Origin of the sequence: Snodgrassella sp. CS2, from assembly GCF_050310315.1 — a bacterium.
GTDB classification, from domain to species: domain Bacteria; phylum Pseudomonadota; class Gammaproteobacteria; order Burkholderiales; family Neisseriaceae; genus Snodgrassella; species Snodgrassella alvi_E.
The window spans coordinates 1-25,214 of the sequence record NZ_JBNPBA010000007.1 but is presented as its reverse complement, the minus strand read 5'-3'; the positions used below and the strand labels follow the sequence as shown (position 1 = coordinate 25,214).

The window sequence follows — 25,214 nt, the reverse complement described above, 5'->3', positions numbered from 1 at the left end:
CCTTTACAAAGTTTTTATTGGTAGTAGTGACTTAAAATGTGTAGCGCAATCCAACATTAAACGTCCGTCCTGGAGCTGAATAGAAATCAGCATTATCTTTGGTCAATTTGCTGGCATTACCATCGCTCTGACCGGAAGTACCAGACTGGCTGTTGACATTTGGCATCATGTAGGCGATATCTGCCCAGTTCCAGTATTTCTTATTAAATACATTGTTTATACCGGCATGGAAACTCAAGTGCTTAGTAGGTTTCCAGAAGCCGCCCAGATCAACCAATGCATAATTTCTGGATGGGTTGTAATAGCTTGTTCCTTTGGGTACGTCTTGTATATCGCTATTGTCTTTTTTGGCTACATAAGTGAAATCCACATTAGCACCCCAGACTTCCTTATCATAGGCCAGACCCAGCTTCAGCTTAACCGGCATTACCGAATTCAGTGGTTGATCCACACCTTCCTGCCGGATAGACCCACGCGAATACGCCAATGATCCATTTACCTTCCAGTCTGGAGCAAATTTCCAACGTGCATAAGCCTCACCACCATAAATATGCGCTTTACTAAAGTTCTGCGCCTGCAATACTAGCGTCTGCGTACTGCCAGGGCGGCTCCATACTGCATCAGCTGGGATTTTTACCTGTCCAGAGATATTCACGTAATCAATGAAGTTTTTATAGTGATTATCAAATCCCGCAATGCCATATTCAAACACATCATTTTTACCGCGCAACCCCAGCTCAAAATTATTAGCGGTTTCGGCCTTTAGATTCGGATTGCCCCATGAGCTATAGCTGCCTGGGTTCCATGAAGAAGCCAGTTGCTGTGAAGAAGGAGCATTAAAGCCACGAGCATACTGGAAATAGGGTACCAATAGTGGATCAAAGCGGTAAGCAATGCCCAGACGCGGTGTCAGCGCACTTTGATGTTTTTTTCGTAATTCACCAATTTCATTGTTGATACCGGTAACAAATCCCCTTGAATCGGGTTTCATATGATAGTAAGACGCAGATAATCCCGGGCTAACAATCAGGTTACCCCATTGCAGATCTCCGTCTACATAAATACTGGCTCGTATGGTTTTATTATCTGCATTAGGTTTTGAACGAGCATAATAGCCTTGCCAGTCGCTTGTCAGTTCATGATGAGCCACATTCAAACCATAGCGCCAGTCCTGCATCAGCTGAGCACCATCAAAATGTGATGACCAGTCGCTTGTCAGCCCCCACACTTTATCTTTATTGGTAAAGTCGAATACACAGCGATTATTCTGGTCAGGAATCATGCTGGTACAGCCTTTAACATAATCTCGATGCGTAGTGGAGTCGGTTTTAGTCTGCTGCCAGTAAATCTGTGTTTTACCTGAATGAATCAGCCCGTCGTCACTATGATATTCATGCCCGAGTGAAAATCGAGTTTTCTTATTATCATCTACGCCCCGTACATCCGTATAGGAGCTATTAGCCTGTGATAAAGAATCAGTCCACTGATTGCGGTTTAGGTACTCTGCCGTAAAACTCAAGGTGTTTTTATCATTGATATCAAATTCATGCTTAGTCAAGAAATAGCGGCTATTGTGATCGACTGGGTCAGATTTGGTACGTAATGCGCCACGGCCACCGACATTACCACGGTTATCCACCTCATCACCTTTGCGATAAGTGCCCAACACCATGCCGCGCCAGTTGCCACTTCTCAGCGCACCGGCTCCTGTCACTGCCGTAGATTTATCGACACTGTTATACTGAGTATCAATATAGCCGCCCTTATCCTCACCCTGTAAAATTTCGCCCGGTGTCAGAGTATGCATGGCTACAGCACCTCCTAAACCAAATCCGCGGGCATTTTTACTGATATCCACACTACTGAGTGCAGAAACATCCATAAAATTACCCCGCCCGAAAATAGCATATTGTCCTGTATGCTTCATTTCATTCGCTTCAGGCAAATCAATACCGTCAATCGTCATACTGATCCGGTTGCCACTTAGCCCGCGAATATTCACGCTGTCATTTCCTTGCCGCGTACCCTGCGTATCTAGTACCTCCACTCCGGGTATGTCTTTCAGTGCCGTTTTTAAATCTACCGCTCCATGTTTTTCAATGGTTTCAGCCTTAACGGTCGTATCCTTAAACACACTGGGAGTAGCCCGTTTAGCCTCAACATTAATCGTGGGCAAATGAGCCTCGCCCTCCGCATAAACAGCTGCAGGGAAGCCGATACAGGTTACAGCTAGCGCAATTATCTTGGGTGAGCGACACATATAAAGTTAACCCCTTTTGACAAAAATTAATGCAAAGATGGCGCATTGTAATCAATAATGATTCTTTTATACAAGTGGAAATGGGAATTATTCTTATTAATTTACAGTCATATTAACACACGTCTTGGTGGAGATCATGTTGCATAATGCTGCATATAGCGGTTTCACACCTAAATACAGCTAAGCATGCTTTAATATAAGAAATTGAAAAATATATGATTAAATAAAACCATTGTATATTTTTGTAATATTAATCTTTCTTTGGCGCTAAGTATACGACCACACCGGTGTCTGAGTTCTGGGTCAGGCAAGATTCATTTTCATGCACAGAGAAACCATTCTGCATAAAATCACTTTATACTTTTTACCAAGCCCGATGGCATACATTCGATATTCAAGCCGACAACAAGAGCGCAGCTACGATTATAAAATTTAAAAGAATAAATTAAATATAACACTATTTACTAAACATACTGCTGTTAATTGTAATATTGTGAATATTAAAGTAAAATAATCCAATTGAAATTAGCATTATCTGATATTAATGCTAACAATCTATCTTGCTATCAAATTGACATATGGTGACTTCATTGGAACATAGTACCGATTCACCCAAATTTTCGCTTAGACAAAAAATTGGTCTTTTTTTTTAATTATTTTATTACCTCTTATTAGTATTCGCCTAAGCCTATATTTGTATCCTTCCGCGCATGAACTGAACAACCTTGAGCAACAAAATATACAACTTTCATTGCAGCTGCTAGAAATAGATAATCAGCCTGAAGGCCATGAAAAAGAAAGTAAAATATGTAAAATCAGCCAAGAAATTAAGAGAAATAATTTTTCACTTAAATATGATAGACCGTTTGCCCTAGGCGGTATGCTAAGCGGGGGCATATGTTTGTTTAGTGGTATATTAGCTTTATTTAGCATTCAACGTCTGGGCAGGCAAGCCGGCAAATCGGCAAAACAGCTGCACGCTAATTTCAGCAAAGTTTCAAAAAAGATGCGGCTGATTCTTTTAGTATTGCCAACCTCCCTAATCTTGTCTTTTTCATGCAGTCTGTTTATTTTTACAGATGGGGAAAGAACAATTCATATCATTGGTGCTCTGGTTATATGTATTGGATTATTCATCTCAGACTTGAATAGAAATCTCACAAAACATAATAATGAAATTTCTGAACTAAACGGCATCCTTATCACACCAGAAACCAATCCCAGAATTTGGAAGATTGTAACGCAAATTGCACATAAGCTTGAGATAAATACCATACCAAACAATATTGTGTTATGCATCGGTGGCGGTATAAGAGTCAGTGAAAAAGAAACTTTTCTCTATCCAGAAGAAATACAATTAAACGGTTATACCTTATATTTGGATAGTACCTATATCAATTATTTTACGTTACCAGAATTGTGTAGTGTGATTGCTCATAAATTAAACCACATTGCTAATAATGATTTGACGTTGTCAGAAGACATCAGCCAACAAGTTGACAAATTAATCGGAACCATCACCACTTTATCCGATTCTAAAATTTTATTTCCGGCGTACTTATTATCAAATTATTTCTATAATTCATTCAGCAAAGCAATTAGAAAATGGAATTACTCTTTAATATACAAAGGTGATTTACAAGCTATCAAAGTGATACCTAAAGAGCATTTAGCTTTAGCCATAAGTAAAATCTACCTTTTACGAACACAAATTGATCAGGCTTTGAAAAATTATTACTATAAAGCACACTCAACTGACTTACCTTTAGATTACGTAAATCAGTATGTGGCACAAACACAAACACCTCTGCTCAGGCAACTACTGGAGGAACCATCGTCTGCGTGTCAGACCCAACCGAGTTTAGCGCGAAGACTTTCATGCATTAAATATCGTGAATTAAACCACCTGTGTGGCCTGCTTGTTAGCATCAGCCCAACCACACTTTTGCGGGACCTTTTTAATCATGAATTGAATGAATTACAAACGGCATATAAGGTATATGTACCCAAAAAAGCTGAAGAAAACATCAATCAATTGAAAAACATTGCTAATCAACATCAGAAAATCATTACCATTAAACAAGGAGGAATAATCAGATTAATAATGAGAGTATTAATTGCCAGTATATTTATTTTTATAACTTATGCCTTTTATAAAGGTATAAGTAATGATGCAGATCGGCTAAAGGCAGTAATTACTTTTTCTGCATTTAGTCTGTACTTTTTATATCGTTGCTACATTATGTACAGATATATTGGTTCAGTATTACTTACTTTAAAACCTCAAGGATTAGCCTTGCCCTGTTTTGATAAAATCATTCCTTGGGAACAAATATCTTTGTATTATGTAAAGAGTAATTATCACACACAGCTAGAACTTTTTCTCTCCCCAAATTATCAAATAGGTAAAATCAAACTTTGCTATGCAGATATAATATATAATTCCCAAAAAAAACACATCAAAATAAATGCTTATGAAATCAGAGGTAAAATAAAACTAGCAGATTGCTACCAGTTAATCACGGAGTATAAAGAAATTGCTGAAGCAAGAAGAGAATTGCAACAATATAGTCAGTAAAAAATATGAAATGGTTTTTTATTAAATAGTATTAGCAAGCAGAGTATCCTACTAGTCTTTACTGAGACAAATTGTTTTAAAAACATATTTCTGCTTTGCACAAATAATAATAATCTTAAATTACCTATGGGAACTGCAATCTATATATTTGTCCATCACGTCCCATAGGTAATATCTTAAATACCAACTTTACCTTATTTTATGCATATTTTAACCATACTACGAGGTCAATTGTCACAACAAAATAATTAGCCATTTGTAGCCTAAAGCAGTTGAAACTACGAAATACTCAGTTATATCGGCCGACGCTACAGGATGTAGGCAATTTAAAGCACTACGCATATTCAGATTTATAACTGAGTTATTCTATAGGCCGAATAAGAATTATAGTTAAACACCCTCCTTTTATAAGACCAAATTTATTTAAATAATTAGCATATTTTGATAAGAAGTCATATTTTGTTGATTATTAGGTTTTAAGTTTAATTTATGCTTTAACCGATAATTTATTCAAAGTAAAAGAAGTTTTATTAACAGTGATACAAATAAAAAACAAGTATTAAGCTAAACAAATGAAGTTACTGGCAGAATTCTGATAGTGATTATGGACAAAAGTAGAATAAAATAGAAGAAATAAATTATTATAAAAGAATAAAAAATAACCAGAAAAAAACTTTAAATCGGTTGAGTCGATATCAAAACCTGATTCTGATAAATTTTAGATAATGACATAAAATTTTGAACATTTTATGCTGCTTTTCAAAATCATTTTGGAAAGAGAAACCAGAAGTGTAAAGATTTCTGCTGTAGTACTGTAAAGAATTTTATGTGTCTACTATAAACATACATCTTCGACAAATTAAAAATCATTTTATATTTATTGAAACCAAATGTAAATTAAGGTACATTTTTATTTTATGTATCAGCTATTAACGATAGCCTGACAGAATTTTCATACTTTGCTGGTTAATTTATCCGGGGTGCCATTGGCTGAGATTACACCCGTTGAACCTGATGCGGTTAATGCCGCCGAAGGGAGTATAAAACAAGCTTTTTGAAAGATAAGTCTGTTTTATTACTCCTTAATATATTATTTATTAAAGGAGCTCATATGTCATCATTTGAATCACTGATTGAATATTGCAAGGATGACTGGAATCGTTATATTCAGCATGATTTTGTGCAGCAGCTTGGCAAGGGAATTTTAGATAAATCATGTTTTCAGCATTATTTAAAGCAGGACTATCTTTTTTTAATCCAGTTTTCCCGTGCATGGGGTCTAGCGGTATACAAAAGCCATGATATTTTGGAGATAAGACAGGCTTTAGCCAGTCTGAAAGCAATTGTTGAAGTTGAATTGGATTTGCATGTTCAGTACTGCAAAGAATGGGGTATCAGCAAACAGGAGCTTGATAATCTGCCTGAAGCCGAAGCCAATGTTGCTTATACACGTTATATGCTGGATGCGGGTCAGCAGGGTGATTTATTAGATTTACATATTGCCCTTGCACCGTGTTTGATTGGTTATGGGGTGCTGGCACGCTGGATTGAACAACAATCATGGCATCAGGCACACAATAACCCATACCAAAGCTGGATTGATATGTATACTGGTGAAGAATTTCATGCGGCTATGGAGGCTGAAATTGAATGGATTAATCAGCGATTAGCTAATATTGATTCGCAACGTTTTCAGAAACTAGCTGAAATTTTTTCTAAAGCAACGCAGTTGGAAGCTGATTTCTGGCAGATGGGACTAAATAAGAGCTATTGAATACTTTTTATGGTAATTTCCCGTCAAAAAAAAATGATGGGAAAGATTCAATATGAACTGGCATTATAGGATGCCTCTACTTAGTCGAATGAATCTTAAAATAAATCCGATTCATTCTGTAAACGCCAGCTATATTCACAGTTTGCAGTTTTGGGGTGGATAACCATGCTCAGTTCAGTGTATCTATCAAAGATATTTAAAACGATACATGATTGAATAATCCTCGTTTTTTCCGAAAATCAGTAAACAGCTCTTCACTGCTTTGCCGCTTAACTGTGTTTTAATAATGCGGCGGAATTTCATTGGCTGGATTAAACGGTTCATTATTGCTGTCTGCTTTATCCGGTAGACGTTGATACAGCAGGCGTAGTTGTGCCTGTTGTAAGTCAATAGTTTGTTGCAGTCGTGCTATGGTATCGCTTAAGCTTTGAACGGTTTCTTCTTGTAGGGCACTTTGTATTTCCAGTTCTTCGATGCGATGCTGCCATTGCATTTGGTTGTCAGTAATGTTGTCCATAGTGCGGCTTTTTGTAGGTAATGGTTTCAGGCGTTGATTTCTTTAAATATGAAAAAAACCTGAGCAATTGGGCTGCTCAGGTTTTTCAAACCAGTATGAAACTATTATTTCAGTTTGGTTTCTTTGTACAGTACATGTTTACGCACTACTGGATCGAATTTTTTGATTTCGAATTTACCAGACATGGTGCGTTTGTTTTTGGTAGTGGTGTAAAAATGGCCAGTACCAGCAGAGGATTCCAGTTTGATTTTGTCGCGCATTGCTCTTTCCTTAAATCACTATATGATTAAGCTTCACCGCGAGCGCGCAGGTCGGCCAATACTACATCAATACCTACCTTGTCGATGGTGCGCAAGGCGGCGTTAGAAACGCGCAGGCGTACCCAACGGTTTTCACTTTCAACCCAGAAACGACGTGATTGCAGGTTAGGCAAGAAACGGCGTTTGGTTTTGTTGTTGGCGTGTGACACGTTGTTGCCACTCATCGGGCGCTTACCGGTCACTTTACATACACGTGCCATGGTTAACTCCAAACTTCTAATTAATTTTGTAAAACGCGATTTATACCATGAAAAGCAGAATCTATTCAAGGGTTAAATCATTCTGTATGGCATGTACAGGTGAAATTGTTGCGCTTGAAGCAAGGACTGGTAGCCTGAGCCTTGCCTCGAAAACGGCTGGCTGAACGCTTAAGTTGCAGCCAATGGTTATATTTTCAGCATATTTCCTGTACAGCTACAGGATGGCTGAGGTAATGCGGCCATCCTGACTAAAACACCATTAATGCACGGTGGTTGTGCTTGTGGTGGTCGTAGTGGTTACGGTGGTACTGGCAGCAGGTTCTGCTGTTTGTTGGTTCAGGCCACCACCCAGAGCTTTATAGATATCTGCACGGTTTTCCAGTAGGGTTTGCTGGGTACTGAGCAATGCCTGCTGTGCTGCATAGCTGTCACGCTCAGCATCCAGCTGCTCAAGCGAGCTGGCAATACCGTGTTTATAACGCAGCTGGGTTAGTTTGTAACGGTTGGTCTGAGCTTGCTCGCCACGACGTTTCGCCTCGTACTGTTTTTTCAGCGAATCACGTGCCACCAATGCATCAGCCACATCGCGGAAAGCTGCTTGTACAGTCTGCTCATATTGAGCTACGGCAATATTTTTACGAGCAGTGGCTAAATCCAGATTACCTTTGTTTTGTCCCCAGGTGAAGATGGGCAGTGTAATCTGCGGAGTAAAGCTCCATGTACGGTTCGGACCGTTGAATAGGTGGCCGATATCGTTACTACCGGAACCAATACTACCAATCAGACTAATACGCGGGAAAAAGGCTGCTCGAGCTGCGCCTATGTTGGCATTGGCTGATTTAAGAGCAAACTCTGCCGCACGCACATCAGGCCGCTGGTACAGGATGGTTGATGGCAAACCAACTGGTAATTCAGCATTCACAAACTGCTGGCTTAATGGGGCCGCGGCAGGCAGGTCATCTGGAAGAGGTTTACCAACCAGCAGGGTTAAGGCATTGTGTGCCTGATCCCGTGCCTGTTTGGCAGCTGCATAATCTGCACGCGCGGTTTCGATTTGTGCTTCAGCTACATCTACGTCTACCTGTGAAATCACGCCGGATTTGAATTGCAAATCAGTAAGACGCTTGCTTTCTTCACGTGATGTCAATACGCGGCTGGATAAGCCCATTTGAGCTTGGGCGATGCGTTCATCAAAATAAGCTTTAGCCACACTGGCGATTAGACTTATCTGGGTAGAATCGCGCACCTGCTTTTGCTGGAAGTATTGATTCAGTGCAGCATCAGAAAGGCTTTTCACTCGCCCAAACAGATCCAGCTCGAAAGCGGTTACGCCTAAACCCACGTTGTATGATTCAGCGATATAGCTGGTTTGGCGACCACTTGCATCACGCATAGCACTTAAATCCTGTGCTACACGTGAGCGGCCGCCATTACCGGTGGCACTTAGAGCCGGCAAACGATCTGCCCGTTGGATCACGTATTGTGCGCGCACAGCTTCGACATTCAATGCCGCGACGCGTAAATCACGGTTATTGGCCAAAGCCAGACTGATTATCTGTTTCAGGCGTTCATCAGCAAAGTAATCCTGCCAACCCAGATTGGCAGCCGCTACTTCACCGGCCCGCTGATTGTTGGCTGCTGCACCAGGAAAGGTTTCTGCCATTTCAACTTTTGGCTGGTGATAGCGTGGCGCCATCGAACAGGCAGACATAACCCCGGCAATTAATACAGCCAACAGGGTAGGTTTTACAATGTGTTTCATGCTTTATCCTCTTTGTCTGTCTGGTTGCCGGACTGTATGCTGGCACTGCCATCACTGTTTACTGCAATTGGCAGGTTTTTGCTATTGTCAGGCGTGTTGCCATCTTGGTCGTTCTTTTTTCTGCTGAACAGACTACGTACAGTTGAATAGAACACAGGCACAAAGAACAAGGCCAGACAGGTACCAACTAACATGCCCCACAATACGCTGGTACCGATTGCACGCTGACTGGCAGAAGAAGCGCCATTGGCAAAATACAACGGTACTACACCCATGATGAAGGCAATAGAGGTCATCAGAATTGGACGGAAACGCAGATGAGCGGCAGCTAGTGCTGCTTCGAGCGGTGTTTTACCCTGCTCTTGCAGGTCTTTGGCAAATTCCACAATCAGAATGGCGTTTTTGGCACTCAGACCAATTACGGTAATTAGCCCCACTTGAAAATAAACGTCGTTTTCCATGCCACGCAACCACGTCCCCAGAACAACACCTAGCAAACCCAGAGGTACCACTAACATCACTGATAATGGAATAGTCCAACTTTCATACAAAGCGGCCAGACACAAAAACACTGCCAGTAGTGAGAACATATAGAGGATAGTAGACTGGTTACCTGCATCTTTTTCCTCTTTAGACAATCCTGTCCACTCATAACCAAAACCATCAGGCAGTTTGCTGGCAATTTTTTCCATTTCAGCCATAGCGTCACCTGTACTGTATCCAGGTGCAGCATTACCCGTAATAGACATCGCGGTGTAACCGTTATAGCGGATGGTCTGAGCCGGACCAGTAATCCAGCGGGTTTTGATAATGCCGGCCAATGGTACGAGCTGACCTTGCGCATTGTTGACGGTTAGTTTGTTCAGGTCTTCCGGAGTCATACGTGAAGCAACATCAGCCTGCACAATCACCCGCTGCATACGACCTTTATTCGGGAAATCATTTACGTAGTTGGAACCCAGTGCCGTGCTTAGTACAGTGGCAATATCGCCAAATGATACGCCTTGTGCATTGGCTGCATCTCGGTCGATATCAATTTGCAATTGCGGTTCATCTTCCATGCCATCTGGCCGTACCTGAGTCAATACTTTGCTTTCACGCGCCATTCCCAGTAGCTGATTACGCGCAGCCAACAATGCTTCATGGCCTTTACCGCCACGATCCTGCAGACGGAAGCTAAAGCCAGTACTGGTACCCAGCTCAGGAATGGATGGTGGCACCAGCGCGAAGATGTAACCATCACGTACGGATGCCATCATGGCTCCGGTAATGCGGTTGGCCAGTGCATTGGCACTGTGTTGTGCCCCACTGCGTTCAGACCAGTCTTTCAACACGAGGAAGCTCAAACCTACGTTCTGTCCCTGGCCGGTCATACTGAAACCAAGTACAGATACCATGTTTTTCACTTCAGGCTGCCGGAGGGTGAAGTCTTCCATCTTTTTGAAAGTATCCAGCGTACGGTGCTGAGTAGCGCCCGGTGGCAATTGAACCAGAGCAATGGAATAGCCCTGATCTTCTTCCGGTAGGAATGAAGTAGGCAGACGCAGCATGACAAACAGTGCACAGCCGGCAATAACCACATAGATAATAAACATGCGTACACTGCGATGCAGTACATAGGCCACTTTGGATTCATATTTTTTGGTACCGCTGGTAAATTTGCGGTTAAACCAACCAAAGAAACCTTTTTTCTCTTCTTCATGCTCGGTAATCGGTTTGAGCAGTGTGGCGCATAGAGCCGGTGTAAGCGACAAAGCAAGGAATGCGGAGAAGAAGATGGCTACAGACATCACCACAGAGAACTGCCGATAAATATTACCGGTAGATCCAGAAAAGAACGCCATCGGGATAAATACGGTAATGAGTACGACAGTAATCCCCACCACGGCACCTGAAATCTGTCCCATAGCTTTTTCGGTAGCTGGCTTTGGTGGTAAATGTTCGTCTGCCATGATACGTTCGACGTTTTCTACCACCACAATGGCATCATCAACCACGATACCAATTACCAACACCATCGCAAACATGGTAAGTACGTTAATCGACAGGCCGGCAAAATACATGATGGTAAATGCACCCAGCAATGCAATCGGCACCACGATGGTCGGTATCAGGGTGTAGCGAATGTTTTGCAGGAACAGCAGCATTACCAAAAATACCAGTACGATGGCTTCTACCAGTGTATGAACTACTTTTTCAATAGAAATGCTGACGAAAGTAGAACTATCGTACGGTGCAGACCAGCTCATGCCTGCCGGGAAATATTTCTGTAATTCTGCCAGCTTGGCTTTAACTGCATTGGCAGTGGCCAGTGCATTACCTTTGGTAGTAAGCTGAATACCAGCACCGACTACGTCTTTACCATTCAAACGGGCTCCAGTTGAGTAATCCTGTTTACCCAGCTCTACGCGGGCAACGTCTTTCAGGCGTACCAGTGAGCCATCAGTATTGGCTTTAACAATGATATTTTCAAACTGTTCAACTGTTTTTAGCTGACCAGGAACAACAATAGTTGCAGTGGTCTGAATATTGTCTGGAGAGGGTAAGGCACCTAGGCTACCGGCAGAAATCTGCTGATTCTGTGCAGCCACAGCAGCATTAACTGCAGCCGGTGTCAGATTCACACTGCGCAGTTTATCTGAATCCAGCCAAATACGGATGGCACGTTCGGAACCGAACACCATCACGTTACCCACCCCATCAATACGTTGCAGCTCTGGCTGAATATTACGTGCCACATAGTCCGCCATATCTGCCGGGGTCAGATTGGGATTATCGCTGGTATACATGGTTACCATCAGGAAGTTACTGCGTGATTTGGCAATCTGTACACCGGTTTGTTTTACCATAGCCGGCAGACGCGGCTCAGCACGCGACAAAGCATTTTGCACATTCATTTGCGCAATATCGTCATCGGTGCCTGGATAGAAGGTTAAGGTTAAGGTACCGGTACCATTGGACAAAGATTTAGCTTCCATGTAGTCCAAATTTTCCAGACCGTTCATCTCACGTTCGATACGTGACAACACCGTATCTTCAATAGTCTGGGCGTCAGCACCTGGATAGGAAATGGTAAGAGTAATAGAAGGAGGGGCTACTGTCGGATACTGTGCAACAGGTAGCTTGGTAATACACACTATACCGGCAATGATGATGAACAAAGCCACCACCCATGCAAAAATCGGTCGGTTAATAAAAAATCGTGACATATTACTTAATCCTTACTTGGCTTGTGAGGCAGATGCCGCAGAAGCCTTAGGTGCGGAAGCGGCTGTGGCTGGTGGCGCACTTGGTGCACTGGCTGCGGTCGCTTTCCATGGCTGAGTTTGTACTTTCTTGGCTCCGGTTAACTGCACCAGTGCTAGGCCATCCATTGCAACTTTATCCCCTGCGCGGAGACCACCACTGATTACCCAGTTGGTGCCTTTCTGCTGTACAACAGTTACCGGACGAACAGCCAAACTACCATCGGCATTAACTACTGTAACCGTATCACCACTGGCGCCACGGGTTACTGCCTGCTGCGGCAACACGATAGCGTTCTGAATTTCAGCTTGCGGAATTTCTACCCGTACAAATTGCCCAGGCAGTAACATATCATCATCATTTGGAATTTCCGCACGCACTTTCACTTCGCCCGTGCCTTCGTCTACTGTCATATCAGTAAACAGCAGACGCCCTTTTTGAGGATATTCACTGCCATCATCCAGTTTGATAGCTACTTCCACTGCACCATTGATAGTTTTCATTTTGCCAGAAGCAATATCCTGACGGATTTTCATAGCCTGAGCTGCAGTCTGGGTCAGATCCACATATAAAGTATGTGTTTGCTGAATCAGCGCCAGCTGCGTTACATCGCCCTGTCCGACCAAAGCGCCTTCAGTCACCAAAGCTTTGCCGATACGACCAGAAATTGGTGCGCGTACATAAGCATAACCTACATTTATCTGCGCAGTTTTTATCGCAGCCTGTGCACTTTCAATCTGTGCATGTGCCAGACGCTGCTGAGCTATGGCCTGATCAAATTCCTGTTTACTGATGGCATTGGCGGCTACCAGCGGACGATAGCGAACCACGTCTGCATCAGCTTTTACTGCATTGGCTTGTGCTGTGGCCAAACTTGCACGGGCAGACTGTAATGAAGCTAGGTAAGGTGCATTGTCAATCTGGAACAATGGCTGCCCTTCCTTAACATAAGTGCCTTCTGTAAATAAGCGTTTCAGCAGAATACCGGCCACACGAGCACGTACTTCTGATTCGCGAATCGGCTTTAAACGGCCGGTCAACTCTGTGTCTACTGTAACCGTCTGTGGTTGTACCGTCAGCACGCTGACCATTGGCGCCTGTGGTGCTGGTCCGTTGTCTTTTTTGCCACATGCAGCTAAAGCCAGCGCACTGGCCAGCACTATCGCACTGATGCGCCATTTATCTGCTCTTCGATTCGTTCCCATACTCACCTCAATATGTGCATATATAATTAAAAATTAAATGAATTTTTACTCTGCTGCGCTATAAATATGACACAAATAGCGCTGGTGACGCCATTGCGGGCTGTCAGATAAAAATATCCGACAACCTGCCTATGCGACAACAGACGATTTAATCAGGAATAACTTTACGCTGCGCATTATACATGCAACAATGTATGTATACCAGATGCAATAAATTTATAACTTAGTTATTTTAATCAAAAATACATGTGTCAATCTGGATTAAATACAGATTTGCCTAATTTAATGTACAGATAAACGGAAATTTATTATGCGCAAGACCAAAGAGGAAGCTTTGCAAACCAGAGATGACCTCATGGCCGCTGCTTTGGATATTTTTTACCGGCGCGGCGTCAGCCGTGCATCTTTACAGGAAATCGCCAGCGCGGCCGGTGTCACACGTGGTGCGCTCTATTGGCATTTTAAAAATAAGGAAGACTTGTTTGACGCGTTATTCCAACAGGTTTTCAGTAAACTGAGTGAGCAGCTGCGCCATGATATTGACACCAGCTCGCCGGATGCACTACACAACCTTATGCGGGCACTGAATCAGATGTTCCAACGTATGGCCAATGATGAGCGTTATCGAAAATTCTGCTATATCCTACATTTAAATTGTGAGCATACTGAAGACAACCGCGCAATTGTGGCGTTGTTGCAAAAATACCAAAATCTATGGTGGCAGAATTTATGTGCTGTGTTTCAGGTATGTTGCCAACAACATATTCTGCCAGAAAACATTAATATACGGCAGGCAGCCTTGTATTTTCAGGCACTATTTATCGGATTGACCAACCTGTGGCTAACAGACCCGCACAATATCGATATCACCAGCATTGCACCAAACTTTATCAATATTGCACTCGAATCACTGCACCATAATCCAAACCTGCGCCAATAGTACATAGCGTTTTGCTAGTATGATTAAAACATAAAATTATTGTCACCAGCTCGTTTCAGAATGGGAAACACTAGCTTGTCAGTTTTAATCATCTTCCCGTACCCGCAACAGCATCACCGGAATATCAGATTGCCGCAATACCCCTTCTGCTACCGAACCCATTAGAATATGCATGAAGCCACTGAATCCATGGGTACCCATCACTAGTAAATCAACATTATGCTCCGTGGCTTCCTGAATCAACATATCAGCCACCTTATCACCTGCACTCTCAATCACCTCAACTTCGTATTGCAGACCGGATTCCTGAAGCATTTTTTCTGCTTGCTCCAGTCCTTTCTTACCGGCGGCATTGACTGCTTTACGCACTTCTTCAGATGGCAAAGCACCAACACCTCCCCAGCTAAACTGTGCTAGATCCACCACATTGACTACTCGTAAAACAGCATTTTGGCACAATCTGGCCAGCATGATGGCTTCCTGTAAGGCTCGTTTCGCAGCCGCACTTTCATCTACCGGTACCATAATTTTGTGATACATCGTTATTCTCCCTGCTCAACAAACCATAACCTGATTTGAATTAAACTGAAAAACATCAATATAACCAGAAAACTACTGGCAAAGCTTAGCACAAATTTGCCTGAAGTAAACGCCAGTCCATCAACGTTTCTTTTAAAACCTGCTACCATCTAGCTTGCATTCATAAAGGATAACCCATGAGTCGCATTCAAATTGAAACGCCAGAAAAATGGTTGTTTCACACGCGCATCAAAGTACAGATAGGCGATATTAATTACGGCAACCATCTTTCAAACGATGCCATACTACGCCTTTGTCATGAAGCGCGTATGCGTCTACTTTCAAGTTACGGATTCAACGAAATAGATATTGGCGGTACCGGCCTGATTATGCTGGATGCCGCTCTGCAATTTCAGGGACAGGGATTTTATGGCGATGAACTGGATTTTGACTTAGGAATTACCAACCTAAGCAATACAGGTTTTACCCTGATATACAAATTGCATCGCACCCGTGATGGTGCTGCCATTGCCATGGTAAAAACCGGCATGGCTTTCTTTAATTACAAGCGCCAGCGCATTAGCCGCACACCTGAAATTTTTCGCAGCGCCATCGCTGGGGTAATTGAATGAAGCAAGCTTCTACCTCTTACTGGACATTATGGAATGAGTTTTTCCAGCATTTACAACAGCGCGGATTATCTCCCTTAACCAGCACTGCCTACAAGCGTGATTTAATTCAGCTGAGTCAGCTTTTACCGGAAAATCTTAGCCCATTGAATATCACTCGTCTGCATCTGGTAGGCGCTCTAAAAAAACTCAGTGGTCTGGGAGATAAGCCTGCCTCACTGGCACGCAAAATCAGCACATGGCGGACTTACTTTAACTTTCTGCAACAACAGGGATACATCAGCGCCAACCCTACCAGCAACATCAAAGCACCTAAAGCCGGTGCCCGTTTGCCTAAAGCAGTACCGGCCGAAAAACTCAATCAGGCTTTTGACCATGCTTGTGCCAGCGACCCGCTGTCCCTACGGGATCAGGCTATTTTCGAATTATTGTATGGCAGCGGATTACGTCTGAGGGAATTGGTGCAACTAGACTTACACCATCTAATGCTGGAAGAAAATTGGGTACATGTGCGAGGTAAAGGCAATAAGCAACGTCAGGTCCCTTTAGGACAAAAAAGTATCGAAGCTTTACAGAATTATCTACCGCACCGCTACGCGGTTTCTGGCGAAAATGCAGTATTTACTAGCCGGCGTGGCACCCGCCTGAGCGCACGTCAAATTCAGAATCGTCTGAATATCTGGTCCATTACTCACGGTAGCGACCGCCATTTATCCCCGCATATGCTGCGGCACAGTTTTGCCAGCCATGTATTACAAAGCGCCCACGATATCCGCGCGGTACAGGAGCTGCTCGGACACAAATCCATCAGCACAACTCAGCAATATACCAAACTCGATTTCAACCATTTGGCACAGATTTACGACAATACACATCCACGTGCCAAACGCCGTAACAAATAGCCGTTTTTATCTGAATCTGTATTATGCTTAGTCAAACCCAATCCATGATTGTCAGCATCGTGCTACTTAACCTGCTCGGCCAGCTGTCCCCTGGGCCGGATATGCTGATAATCAGCAAAACCGCTCTAAACCACTCACGACGGGCAGCATTCTGCGTTGCGCTGGGCATCACCACCGGAGTGGCTTTCTGGCTGACTTTGACCATTGAAGGCTATAGTGCCATACTGCACCAGCTACCATGGCTGCAAAACACTCTTATGCTGGCCGGCGGCTCCTACCTCATTTATTGCGGCTGGCAAATGTTACAAACCGCTATTCCTAAAAATAACGTTACTGTTCAACCCCTACAAGAAAAACATTTTTTTTGGAAAGGCCTGATTACCAACCTATCCAATCCCAAAATCGTTCTTTATCTTGGCAGCGTTATGTCTATGGCCATGGCAGATGTTCATAAGCCAACTTTAAAATATGAAATTATGATTATTTTGCTGGTACAAGTACTTCTTACCTTGTGCTTGATGTTGTGGCTGTTTTCTTTACCCATGGTCAAACGCAACTACTTGAACTGGTGCCTGATTATCGACCGTATCGGCGGCTTTGCGTTTATTGGCTTTGGCGGCTGGCTATACTTACAGGTCTTTAGCAGCTGGCTCCACCACTAATACTAAGCAACAAGACAGATTCAAAAATCTGTCTTTTCCCCATCTCAAGCTATTCTTTTCACACCGCACACAGCAACTCTACTGCCTGTTCTAACGTTTCTTGCCGCTTAGCAAAACATACCCGTATACATTGCTGGCTAAAACCATCATGATAAAACGCAGCCAAAGGTATTGTCGCCACTTTATATTTAGCCACTAGCTCACGCACAAACTCAGTTTCAGATGCAGTACTAATGGCACTATAATCCAAAAGCATAAAATACGTACCCTGCGGCACATAGACTTTAAAACGTGAATTGCTTAAACCCGCCAGCAGAAAATCGCGTTTTTGCTGAAAAAAGTGTCCCAGATTCTCGTAGTGAGACGCATCGGCCAGATAATCAGCAATTGCATATTGCGTAGGAGTATGCACACTAAATACATTAAACTGATGCACCTTACGAAACTCAGCCATCAAGGCTGGTGCAGCCACACAGTAGCCCACTTTCCAGCCTGTAGCATGCAACAATTTGCCAAACGAGCCCACAACAAAAGTTCTCTCCCGTAACAGCGACTGTGTCAGCAATGTTTGTGGCCGAGCATCATCCAACACCAGATGTTCATATACTTCATCACTTAACACAAAAATATCATTACTCTGCACTATTTCAGCCAAAGCCGTCACATCAGCTTTATTGAATACCCGACAGGCCGGATTGTTTGGATTATTCACAATAATCAACCGTGTACGCGCCGTAACCAACGATCGGACGAAATCCCAGTCTATTGAAAAATTTGGTGCAGCCAGCTGTACCGGAACCACTTTACCCCCAAACAATGAAACCGCAGGTGCATAGCAATCATAAGCTGGCTCAAAAATGATTACTTCATCATCCGGACGAATCAGCGCTGCAATAGTGGTAAAAATCGCCTGCGTTCCGCCTGCCGTAACCGTAATTTCCTGTTCCGCATCCACACTCAGCCCATGCACCCGCTGAAACTTTTCCTGGATACGCAGCCGCAAACCCACCACACCAGCCATAGGCGCATATTGATTATTTCCCGCACGCAGATAATGCTCTACCAGTTCGATTAATTGCTTATCTACCGTATAGTCAGGAAAACCCTGAGACAAATTTAGCGCATCATACTTTGCGGACAAAGCCGACATGACACTGAAAATCGTTGTTCCTACATTGGGCAGCTTAGATTGCAGATTCAGCATAATTTTCACCTACGAAAAAATCATCATATAACCATCCAACCAAATTTAACAATTAGTTTTTATTAACCAACACAAGTATTCACATCACCAACAAAGAAGACTAAACTATTCGCATAATTTACAAAAGGAAACTAAATCATGAAAAAAAGCATTTTAGGATTATGTCTCACCCTTGGACTCGCTGGCTCTGCCATGGCTCAGACTCACTGGGGTTATCAAGGTGACTATGCACCGGATAATTGGGGAAAAATGTCTGACGCGCAAACCTGCTCCACAGGTAAAACCCAATCCCCGATAGACATCTTTGATAGCAAAACCAACCATAAACTTCCACCTCTGAAATTCGACTATCGCCATGCCGATATCAAACAGATAGTCGACAACGGCCATTCCCTTCAGTTCAATTTCGACTCAAACAGCAATTTGACCTACAACAATAAAACTTACACACTGGTTCAGTTCCATGCCCACGAACCAGCTGAACACACTATCAACGGCATACGCTATCCTCTTGAGCTGCATTTTGTACATCAGGCCGCTGACCACAGCAATTTAGTTGTAGCAGTATTTGTACAAGAAGGTCAGCAAAACTCCTATTTTGAAAAATTGTCTGTATTCAAAAAACTGGCTAAAAATGGTAGCGAAAACACTGATATCTTATTTAATCCCGAACACCTCTACCCGCACAATCATAGCTATTACCGCTATACCGGCTCTTTGACCACTCCACCATGCAGCGAACCCGTAACATGGATATTATTCCGCCAACCGATTACGTTATCCAAAGCAGAAATTGCAGAAATCGCACAATACCTACCTAAAAATAACAACCGCCCCGTGCAACCACTGAACAACCGCATAATAGAAAACAACTGATCCCATCCTCTTATGCAAGCAGTCAGGCCACAAATAGCCTGACTGTAAATTTTTCAGTACACCACAATCAAAAGCGCACAAACATAACGAACCCATTGCTTAGAATTTCATCTAAAGTGGCATGGCGTAATTTATCAAAAGAATCAAGTTCCATTTGTTCAAGTCTGTCAATAATTTCGCTACCCACAAATTTTAGTTGTAACAATTGATATTAATTTTAAGTTACGTTTAAACTAGTTCACTTAACTTTTTCCACTTTCTGATTTTGGTTCGAAATGATTTAAACGGTGCCACAGAATTGATATGAATAAAGCGCGCTACCGTCCAAGATTCAGGGAAAGGTTTAGTCCAATTACGTTTGTCTTTAATAAATAACGTATCATCATCCAAAGATTCAATCCAATTATTCCAGATAACAAGTTTCTCGTTAAATAATGTAATCAATTCTTGTAATGAATAATCCTGATAAATCTTATAAAAGTGTTGATATAATGTGCCTAACTGATTCCATTTGTAGCCTTCTGCAGGTAATGTTGGGATTTGTCCTGCAAGTTCATCATCATCCCAAGACTTAACAAGATCCAACCATCCTAACTGATAAGCAATCATTTGCGCAGGAGTACGATCTACACCATGAATTAACTCATCTTTTTGAGATTCTGTTAACGTATCAAATTCTTTAATAAACAATTTAGCGGTTTTGTTTATTTCATTCAATAACTGTTGTTTACTGGTATAAGCCATAGGACAAACTATCCTTATTTTCTTTGTTTTTAAACTGCTTTAATTCTTCATCAATAAAATAACGAACCAAATTTGCATATAACTCTTTAATAATATCGCCATTTAGTCCTAACTCATTGGCCCAAAGCTTCCGTTGCTCAAGCATAGTGTCAAAACGAGCCTTGGCTTGTACAGCACTAGCACTTTTTTAAATTCACTAGCAGCATTAACATATTCAAAGCGAGCCCAATAGCTTAATAACAGTGTAATCAATCTGATTTATCTCTAAACGAATATCTTCCATATTACAACTCCATTCCAAAATATTTTTCAATTAACAAAAAGCTTCATATTTAGCACAAAACCCAGCATTAAAACCATAATCTGAGTTTAAAATTAAAATAAATATACACCCATAACAAATTAAATTAAAATACTAGTAAGAATTATTATAATTTTAATTTATCTTAACCTTTACCAGTCAGGCTCTCATGCAACCCGCCTGTCATATACGTTTTCTCTCTACAGTTTGTACTGTTTACGCCAGCTTATTTATTATGCAGCCGGTTCTGGCCGAGGATTAAAGTGAACACAACAACCTTAATAGCTACTCCCTGCTGCCCACCATTACCGTCATCGCCAGTAAACCTAACAAAGATTTAGTTGGCATCAACAACCCAAGTCAGCAACATCCGTCCTAATAGCGACCATAAAATAAGTTGGTCAATAATGAACAGCAATCACAGCGGCTGGGAACCATTTGCCGCCATGCGCGACGAAATGCCCTACCCCAGTGAGGCTGAAATCAAAAAATACGGACTAGATGGCGCATGGAAACGCAAACTGGTGTACCGCATCAAAACGACAAAAGCGCCAATCTCACCTATGAATACACGTCCGATAGCCCACTCATTATCCTAAGTAAGTGCTTTAATTACTCAAAACCCACCAGCATGATACCCGTCCCGAAAACGCCTCCAATTTTGCCTCCAGCAATATGGGCAATGAAAGCTGGAAGGCTCTATATTTTGCAACGTTAGTTCTAACTACTTCCCAGTATGTGCGTTTAACAGCAAATATTGGCTGTCCATTCTATGCTTATTTTTTTGCAAAAATATTTTTATCGCTGATTAATAAAAATTTTTTTCTGATTTATCTGTTTTACTAAAACCTGCGTTAAATAATTATTATGCATATTAACCGGCAGAGACTATGCTACAAAATTTTAAAAAATTTTTTACTTTTTATCTGATTAAAAATTTTTCAGAAAACTCAGAGAACTCTGCTATTCTGTTAGTACAACAAATTGCTTATTATGCCCAGCAACTTAATATATCTCTGCCACAGATGACAAAGGAAAATCAGATGCAAATTACCATCCTGCTTTACCCAGACTTTGAAACACTAGACGTATTCGGGCCAGTAGAAATATTTGGCAAAGTACCGGACTGGCACATACAGTATTATTCACAAAACGGTGGTCTTATCTGCAATCAGGATAACATCAGTATCTCAACTGAAAACTTTGCATCCATTCCCCAAAATATAGATACCCTTTTTATACCAGGTGGGCCCGGCACACGTATCCTGATACAGCAAACTGATTTTATCCAGCAACTAAAATCACTAGCACAAAAAAGCAAATATGTGCTCACCGTTTGTACCGGCAGCGCCCTGCTGGCCAAAACTGAATTACTCGATGGACGTCAGGCTACATCCAACAAACGCGTCTTTGACTGGGTAAAAACCTCATCAGCAAAAACCAAATGGATAGAAAAAGCCCGCTGGATTACAGACGGCAAATACTACACCTCTTCCGGTATCAGTGCCGGAATGGACATGGCATTAGCATTTGTGCAAAACAGAACTGATAAAAATACCGCTGAAAAAATTGCCACCAGAATCGAATACCACTGGCAGCAGGACAGCCAGCAAGATGCATTTTGTTCGAACAATCAACCAAATTAGAAACAGCCTAATAATAGCTAAATCATTACACAATCAAGCACATAAAAGGTATTGCGAATTTGTGTGCAAAGTAACCTCATACTGTTTACACAGAATAACACCAGCAGGCAGTATGATATTCAGCGCAAAGTCACCCCATAAGCCCTATCAGAATCGGATTAAAAATCAACCATGCTGTTAAACGAACAACAAAAAATCGGCCTGTTTTTCGTCGTATTGTATTCAATATTTTTTATCATATTTATGCAAATACACCTGATGTCTGGCGTGATTTCCGGCCTCCTTACCTATACTCTTACCCAGAAACTAGAAGATTATCTGGCCACTAGAATGCAGCGCTGGGGTAGCAAAGCCAAAATTTTTTCAGTACTTTTGCTGTCACTGCTCATCATGATCTTACTCATAGGCGGTTTCAGCTATCTTATCAGCTGGGTAATCAGCGTAGCCAAAGACCCCCAGCAGACTCTTACTCACATACAGAATCTCTTTAACAGCATCGCCAGTGCCTTGCCAAAAGAATTAAGTAATTACCTTCCGGATGACCTCGTAGAATTACGCGCCAATGCTCTTAACTTCATTAAAGAGCATGTACTTTACTTGCAATCAGTCATTAAACAACTTTTTCACTCCCTACTTATCATTATAATTGGCATGATAATCGGTTTAATCGCCGGCTATCAGCAGAACAAGCGCAGTATCAACGAAACCTCAACCTCTCCCACCATCTACATGCAGGCACTCAAAGATGGCCTCGACCGTCTGGTGCTGGTTTTCCAATACGTTGCTTTCTCTCAGGTAGTCATTGCATTATTCAATGCCATCATGACAGCCATCTTCCTATTAATTGTTCTACCCATCTTCGGCATACACCTGCCCTTCAGTAAAAGCCTAATACTTGCCACTTTCGTACTCGGCCTCATACCCATCATCGGCAACTTAATTGTCAATACCATTATGTGTCTGGTTGGCTTCACAGTTTCCTTCTGGATAGCAGTAATTGTACTCATCTATTTAATTATCATTCACAAAGTCGAATATGTACTCAATGCCAAAATTGTTGGCAGCAAAATACATGCAGGCATCTGCGAATTATTGATTGCCATGGTATTTTCTGAAACTTTGTTTGGTGTAATTGGGCTTGTATTTGCCCCCATTTTTTACGCCTTTCTAAAACTGTCTCTCAAGCAGCTAAAAATCATTTGACTCAGTTCATCAACAGACAACAAAAAAGGCCATCAACTATGGCCTTTAATCATTTCAGCGTTTATAGTGCTCCACATCCGGTAACAAAACCGTCAGCATGCCCAACAACGGCAAAAAAGAGCAGAACTTAAAAATAAGCTGCAAACTGGTTTTATCGGCCACATAACCCAACACCGCAGCCGCAATACCACTCATACCGAACATCAGACCAAAAAACAGTCCAGCAATCAAACCTACCCGTCCCGGTATCAACTCCTGTGCATACACGATAATAGCCGCAAAAGCTGAAGAAATAATCAGACCAATCAAACAGCTCAGCACCGCCGTACCCCAAAGATTGGCATACGGCAAAGCCAGCGTAAATGGCGCAGCCCCAAGAATAGAAAACCAAATAACATACTTGCGTCCGACACGATCACCAATCGGTCCGCCGGCAAACGTTCCAATCGCCACACAGGCCAGAAACAAGAATAGAAACAGCACCGCCGTTTGCTTTGGCAAAGCAAATTTTTCTATCAAATAAAAACTGTAATAATTACTCATACTGGCCATATAAAAATACTTGGAAAAAATCAGCACAGCCAGAATAAATAATGCTAAAACCGTCTTATTATGGTCATAAGGTAAAACCATGCTTACTGCCTTCTTGTGTTTGCTAGCCGCCAAATGATGAGCACTCCATGCACTTATCCGACTGAGCAAAGCAATAGCCAAAACACCAATACACACAAACCACAGAATATTAGCTTGGCGGTTATATCTCAGAACCACAAAACTCACCAGCAAAGGCCCCAGCGACGAACCCAGATTACCCCCTACCTGAAACGCCGATTGAGCCAGACCCATAGCGGCCAGCCGAAGCATTACGCGCCACACGCGAAGCTTCCGGATGGAAAGTAGACGAACCAACACCTAGAAAAGCGGCTGCTACCAGCAACAAATAAAATTGATTTGCTAGACCCAGCAGACACAAACCAAATGTCGTCGAAACCATTCCCAAAGGGAGCAAGTAAGGTTTCGGATGTTTATCCGTATAAAAACCAATCACTGGCTGCAAAATCGAAGCCGTAAACTGATAAACCAGACTAATACAGCCCACCTGTGCAAAAGTTAAACGGTACTTTTCTTCCAATAAAGGATAAGTGGCCGTGAGCATTGACTGAATCAAGTCATTACACAAATGCGCACCGGCCACCATCAAAATGACTGAAAGAAACAACTGATTAGAAGATAACTGCTTATCCTGATGATTCATAACTTTCAATTCACGACGATTACTAAAATAATAACAACTAATTTATCTACAAACAGAAGTTTGCAGATAATCACTAATCTTCTTCGTTTCCTGTCCGATTCACTCCAGACAGTAACTCAAACCACCGATTAGCATATTCAGATTTCATGCAAAAAATACCAATTCTACCGCATCGACCATAGCCATATTGCCCAGACCATCACGTTCAGCAAGCAGCTTACCCAGCGTCCGCAACATATCAGTAGAATTTAACTGTTCCGATTCACAACAATCCAATAAACAAGCCAAATTTTCATGACTGAGCAAATTTGTTTTTTTAATCAGCGGCACAGAATTACCCTCATTTACCGGAACAAATTTTGTATTCAGTAATAACACACCCGTTCGCTTTTGACCGCGAAACCACCGGCCTGCCGCAGGAGTTCGCACAGGCCAGAGCAGATCACTGCCTGCGTATCCCTCAGACTTCCC

Annotated in this window: 24 protein-coding genes and 1 riboswitch; of the genes, 10 read left to right on the top strand and 14 right to left on the bottom strand. The window is 42.3% G+C overall.

The window, feature by feature from the left end:
• Positions 1 to 31: 31 nt before the first annotated feature.
• Positions 32 to 2,260: a TonB-dependent hemoglobin/transferrin/lactoferrin family receptor gene (locus ACQP6D_RS09240; protein ID WP_427858025.1), complete on the bottom strand. Its 2,229-nt coding sequence runs from the start codon at positions 2,258 to 2,260 to the stop codon at positions 32 to 34.
• A 694-nt stretch (positions 2,261 to 2,954) separates the two neighbouring features.
• Here ACQP6D_RS09240 and ACQP6D_RS09235 point away from each other — a divergent pair.
• A complete protein-coding gene (locus ACQP6D_RS09235; protein ID WP_427858024.1) occupies positions 2,955 to 4,838 on the top strand; it encodes a hypothetical protein in 1,884 nt (627 codons plus the stop codon).
• Between the two features lie 966 nt (positions 4,839 to 5,804).
• Positions 5,805 to 5,894, top strand: a riboswitch (TPP riboswitch).
• Positions 5,895 to 5,949: 55 nt separating this feature from the next.
• On the top strand, positions 5,950 to 6,612 hold the full coding sequence (gene tenA / locus ACQP6D_RS09230; RefSeq protein WP_367645261.1) for a thiaminase II: 663 nt from the start codon (positions 5,950 to 5,952) through the stop codon (positions 6,610 to 6,612).
• A 280-nt stretch (positions 6,613 to 6,892) separates the two neighbouring features.
• Here the strand turns inward: tenA and ACQP6D_RS09225 are convergent, their stop codons facing one another.
• The 6 genes from ACQP6D_RS09225 to ACQP6D_RS09200 form a co-directional block, all read right to left on the bottom strand.
• Positions 6,893 to 7,129 carry a SlyX family protein gene (locus ACQP6D_RS09225; RefSeq protein WP_427858023.1) on the bottom strand — a complete coding sequence of 79 codons (237 nt, stop codon included), beginning with the start codon at positions 7,127 to 7,129 and terminating at the stop codon, positions 6,893 to 6,895.
• Positions 7,130 to 7,233: 104 nt separating this feature from the next.
• Entirely contained in the window at positions 7,234 to 7,389 is a 156-nt protein-coding gene (gene rpmG, locus ACQP6D_RS09220) for a 50S ribosomal protein L33 (protein WP_025329834.1), read from the bottom strand.
• 26 nt (positions 7,390 to 7,415) lie between these two features.
• The gene (gene rpmB / locus ACQP6D_RS09215) at positions 7,416 to 7,649 is read right to left on the bottom strand and encodes a 50S ribosomal protein L28 (protein ID WP_002216391.1); all 234 of its coding nucleotides are present in this window, start codon (positions 7,647 to 7,649) and stop codon (positions 7,416 to 7,418) included.
• A gap of 259 nt (positions 7,650 to 7,908) precedes the next feature.
• Positions 7,909 to 9,411, bottom strand: coding sequence for an efflux transporter outer membrane subunit (locus tag ACQP6D_RS09210; protein ID WP_427858022.1), 1,503 nt, complete (start codon positions 9,409 to 9,411; stop codon positions 7,909 to 7,911).
• Positions 9,408 to 12,620 carry an efflux RND transporter permease subunit gene (locus ACQP6D_RS09205; RefSeq protein ID WP_267391874.1) on the bottom strand — a complete coding sequence of 1,071 codons (3,213 nt, stop codon included), beginning with the start codon at positions 12,618 to 12,620 and terminating at the stop codon, positions 9,408 to 9,410. Before ACQP6D_RS09205 ends, ACQP6D_RS09210 begins: the two co-directional genes overlap by 4 nt.
• A 12-nt stretch (positions 12,621 to 12,632) precedes the next feature.
• Positions 12,633 to 13,862 (bottom strand): efflux RND transporter periplasmic adaptor subunit, encoded by a 1,230-nt coding sequence (locus ACQP6D_RS09200; RefSeq protein ID WP_370388507.1) that lies wholly within the window; start codon positions 13,860 to 13,862, stop codon positions 12,633 to 12,635.
• Positions 13,863 to 14,172: 310 nt separating this feature from the next.
• Here ACQP6D_RS09200 and ACQP6D_RS09195 point away from each other — a divergent pair, with 310 nt between their 5' ends.
• The gene (locus tag ACQP6D_RS09195; RefSeq protein ID WP_267391876.1) at positions 14,173 to 14,802 is read left to right on the top strand and encodes a TetR family transcriptional regulator; all 630 of its coding nucleotides are present in this window, start codon (positions 14,173 to 14,175) and stop codon (positions 14,800 to 14,802) included.
• 84 nt (positions 14,803 to 14,886) lie between these two features.
• On the opposite strand, the gene ACQP6D_RS09190 is transcribed toward ACQP6D_RS09195, so the two are convergent.
• Positions 14,887 to 15,342, bottom strand: coding sequence for a universal stress protein (locus ACQP6D_RS09190; RefSeq protein ID WP_100140865.1), 456 nt, complete (start codon positions 15,340 to 15,342; stop codon positions 14,887 to 14,889).
• Positions 15,343 to 15,518: 176 nt separating this feature from the next.
• Here ACQP6D_RS09190 and ACQP6D_RS09185 point away from each other — a divergent pair, with 176 nt between their 5' ends.
• From ACQP6D_RS09185 to ACQP6D_RS09175, 3 genes are read left to right on the top strand one after another with little or no spacing between them, the layout of a single operon-like run.
• Complete coding sequence (locus ACQP6D_RS09185; protein ID WP_267408977.1) at positions 15,519 to 15,953, top strand: acyl-CoA thioesterase; 435 nt, start codon at positions 15,519 to 15,521, stop codon at positions 15,951 to 15,953.
• Positions 15,950 to 16,852, top strand: coding sequence for a tyrosine-type recombinase/integrase (locus ACQP6D_RS09180; RefSeq protein WP_427858021.1), 903 nt, complete (start codon positions 15,950 to 15,952; stop codon positions 16,850 to 16,852). The genes ACQP6D_RS09185 and ACQP6D_RS09180 overlap by 4 nt, the downstream gene beginning before the upstream one ends.
• Positions 16,853 to 16,875: 23 nt before the next feature.
• Positions 16,876 to 17,514: a LysE family transporter gene (locus ACQP6D_RS09175; RefSeq protein ID WP_370388504.1), complete on the top strand. Its 639-nt coding sequence runs from the start codon at positions 16,876 to 16,878 to the stop codon at positions 17,512 to 17,514.
• A gap of 58 nt (positions 17,515 to 17,572) precedes the next feature.
• Here the strand turns inward: ACQP6D_RS09175 and ACQP6D_RS09170 are convergent, their stop codons facing one another.
• Complete coding sequence (locus ACQP6D_RS09170) at positions 17,573 to 18,718, bottom strand: methionine aminotransferase (protein WP_427858020.1); 1,146 nt, start codon at positions 18,716 to 18,718, stop codon at positions 17,573 to 17,575.
• Between the two features lie 138 nt (positions 18,719 to 18,856).
• Between ACQP6D_RS09170 and ACQP6D_RS09165 the strand changes: the two genes are divergently transcribed.
• Entirely contained in the window at positions 18,857 to 19,594 is a 738-nt protein-coding gene (locus ACQP6D_RS09165; RefSeq protein ID WP_427858019.1) for a carbonic anhydrase, read from the top strand.
• 228 nt (positions 19,595 to 19,822) lie between these two features.
• Here the strand turns inward: ACQP6D_RS09165 and ACQP6D_RS09160 are convergent, their stop codons facing one another.
• Both ACQP6D_RS09160 and ACQP6D_RS09155 read right to left on the bottom strand, forming a co-directional pair.
• The gene (locus tag ACQP6D_RS09160) at positions 19,823 to 20,338 is read right to left on the bottom strand and encodes a ClbS/DfsB family four-helix bundle protein (protein ID WP_367417814.1); all 516 of its coding nucleotides are present in this window, start codon (positions 20,336 to 20,338) and stop codon (positions 19,823 to 19,825) included.
• Positions 20,322 to 20,483 carry a hypothetical protein gene (locus ACQP6D_RS09155; RefSeq protein WP_367417813.1) on the bottom strand — a complete coding sequence of 54 codons (162 nt, stop codon included), beginning with the start codon at positions 20,481 to 20,483 and terminating at the stop codon, positions 20,322 to 20,324. Before ACQP6D_RS09155 ends, ACQP6D_RS09160 begins: the two co-directional genes overlap by 17 nt.
• 563 nt (positions 20,484 to 21,046) lie before the next feature.
• Between ACQP6D_RS09155 and ACQP6D_RS09150 the strand changes: the two genes are divergently transcribed.
• The 3 genes from ACQP6D_RS09150 (at position 21,047) to ACQP6D_RS09140 (ending at position 23,488) form a co-directional block, all read left to right on the top strand.
• The gene (locus ACQP6D_RS09150; protein WP_267408968.1) at positions 21,047 to 21,238 is read left to right on the top strand and encodes a hypothetical protein; all 192 of its coding nucleotides are present in this window, start codon (positions 21,047 to 21,049) and stop codon (positions 21,236 to 21,238) included.
• Between the two features lie 444 nt (positions 21,239 to 21,682).
• The gene (locus ACQP6D_RS09145; RefSeq protein WP_267391887.1) at positions 21,683 to 22,285 is read left to right on the top strand and encodes a DJ-1/PfpI family protein; all 603 of its coding nucleotides are present in this window, start codon (positions 21,683 to 21,685) and stop codon (positions 22,283 to 22,285) included.
• Positions 22,286 to 22,456: 171 nt separating this feature from the next.
• Positions 22,457 to 23,488 (top strand): AI-2E family transporter, encoded by a 1,032-nt coding sequence (locus tag ACQP6D_RS09140; protein ID WP_100140875.1) that lies wholly within the window; start codon positions 22,457 to 22,459, stop codon positions 23,486 to 23,488.
• Between the two features lie 54 nt (positions 23,489 to 23,542).
• Here the strand turns inward: ACQP6D_RS09140 and ACQP6D_RS09135 are convergent, their stop codons facing one another.
• From ACQP6D_RS09135 to ACQP6D_RS09125, 3 genes are all read right to left on the bottom strand, one after another.
• The gene (locus tag ACQP6D_RS09135; RefSeq protein WP_427858018.1) at positions 23,543 to 24,364 is read right to left on the bottom strand and encodes an MFS transporter; all 822 of its coding nucleotides are present in this window, start codon (positions 24,362 to 24,364) and stop codon (positions 23,543 to 23,545) included.
• A complete protein-coding gene (locus ACQP6D_RS09130) occupies positions 24,297 to 24,743 on the bottom strand; it encodes an MFS transporter (RefSeq protein ID WP_427858017.1) in 447 nt (148 codons plus the stop codon). Before ACQP6D_RS09130 ends, ACQP6D_RS09135 begins: the two co-directional genes overlap by 68 nt.
• 144 nt (positions 24,744 to 24,887) lie before the next feature.
• Positions 24,888 to 25,073, bottom strand: a complete 186-nt coding sequence (locus ACQP6D_RS09125) for a hypothetical protein (RefSeq protein ID WP_427858016.1) — start codon at positions 25,071 to 25,073, stop codon at positions 24,888 to 24,890.
• Between the last annotated feature and the right edge of the window lie 141 nt (positions 25,074 to 25,214).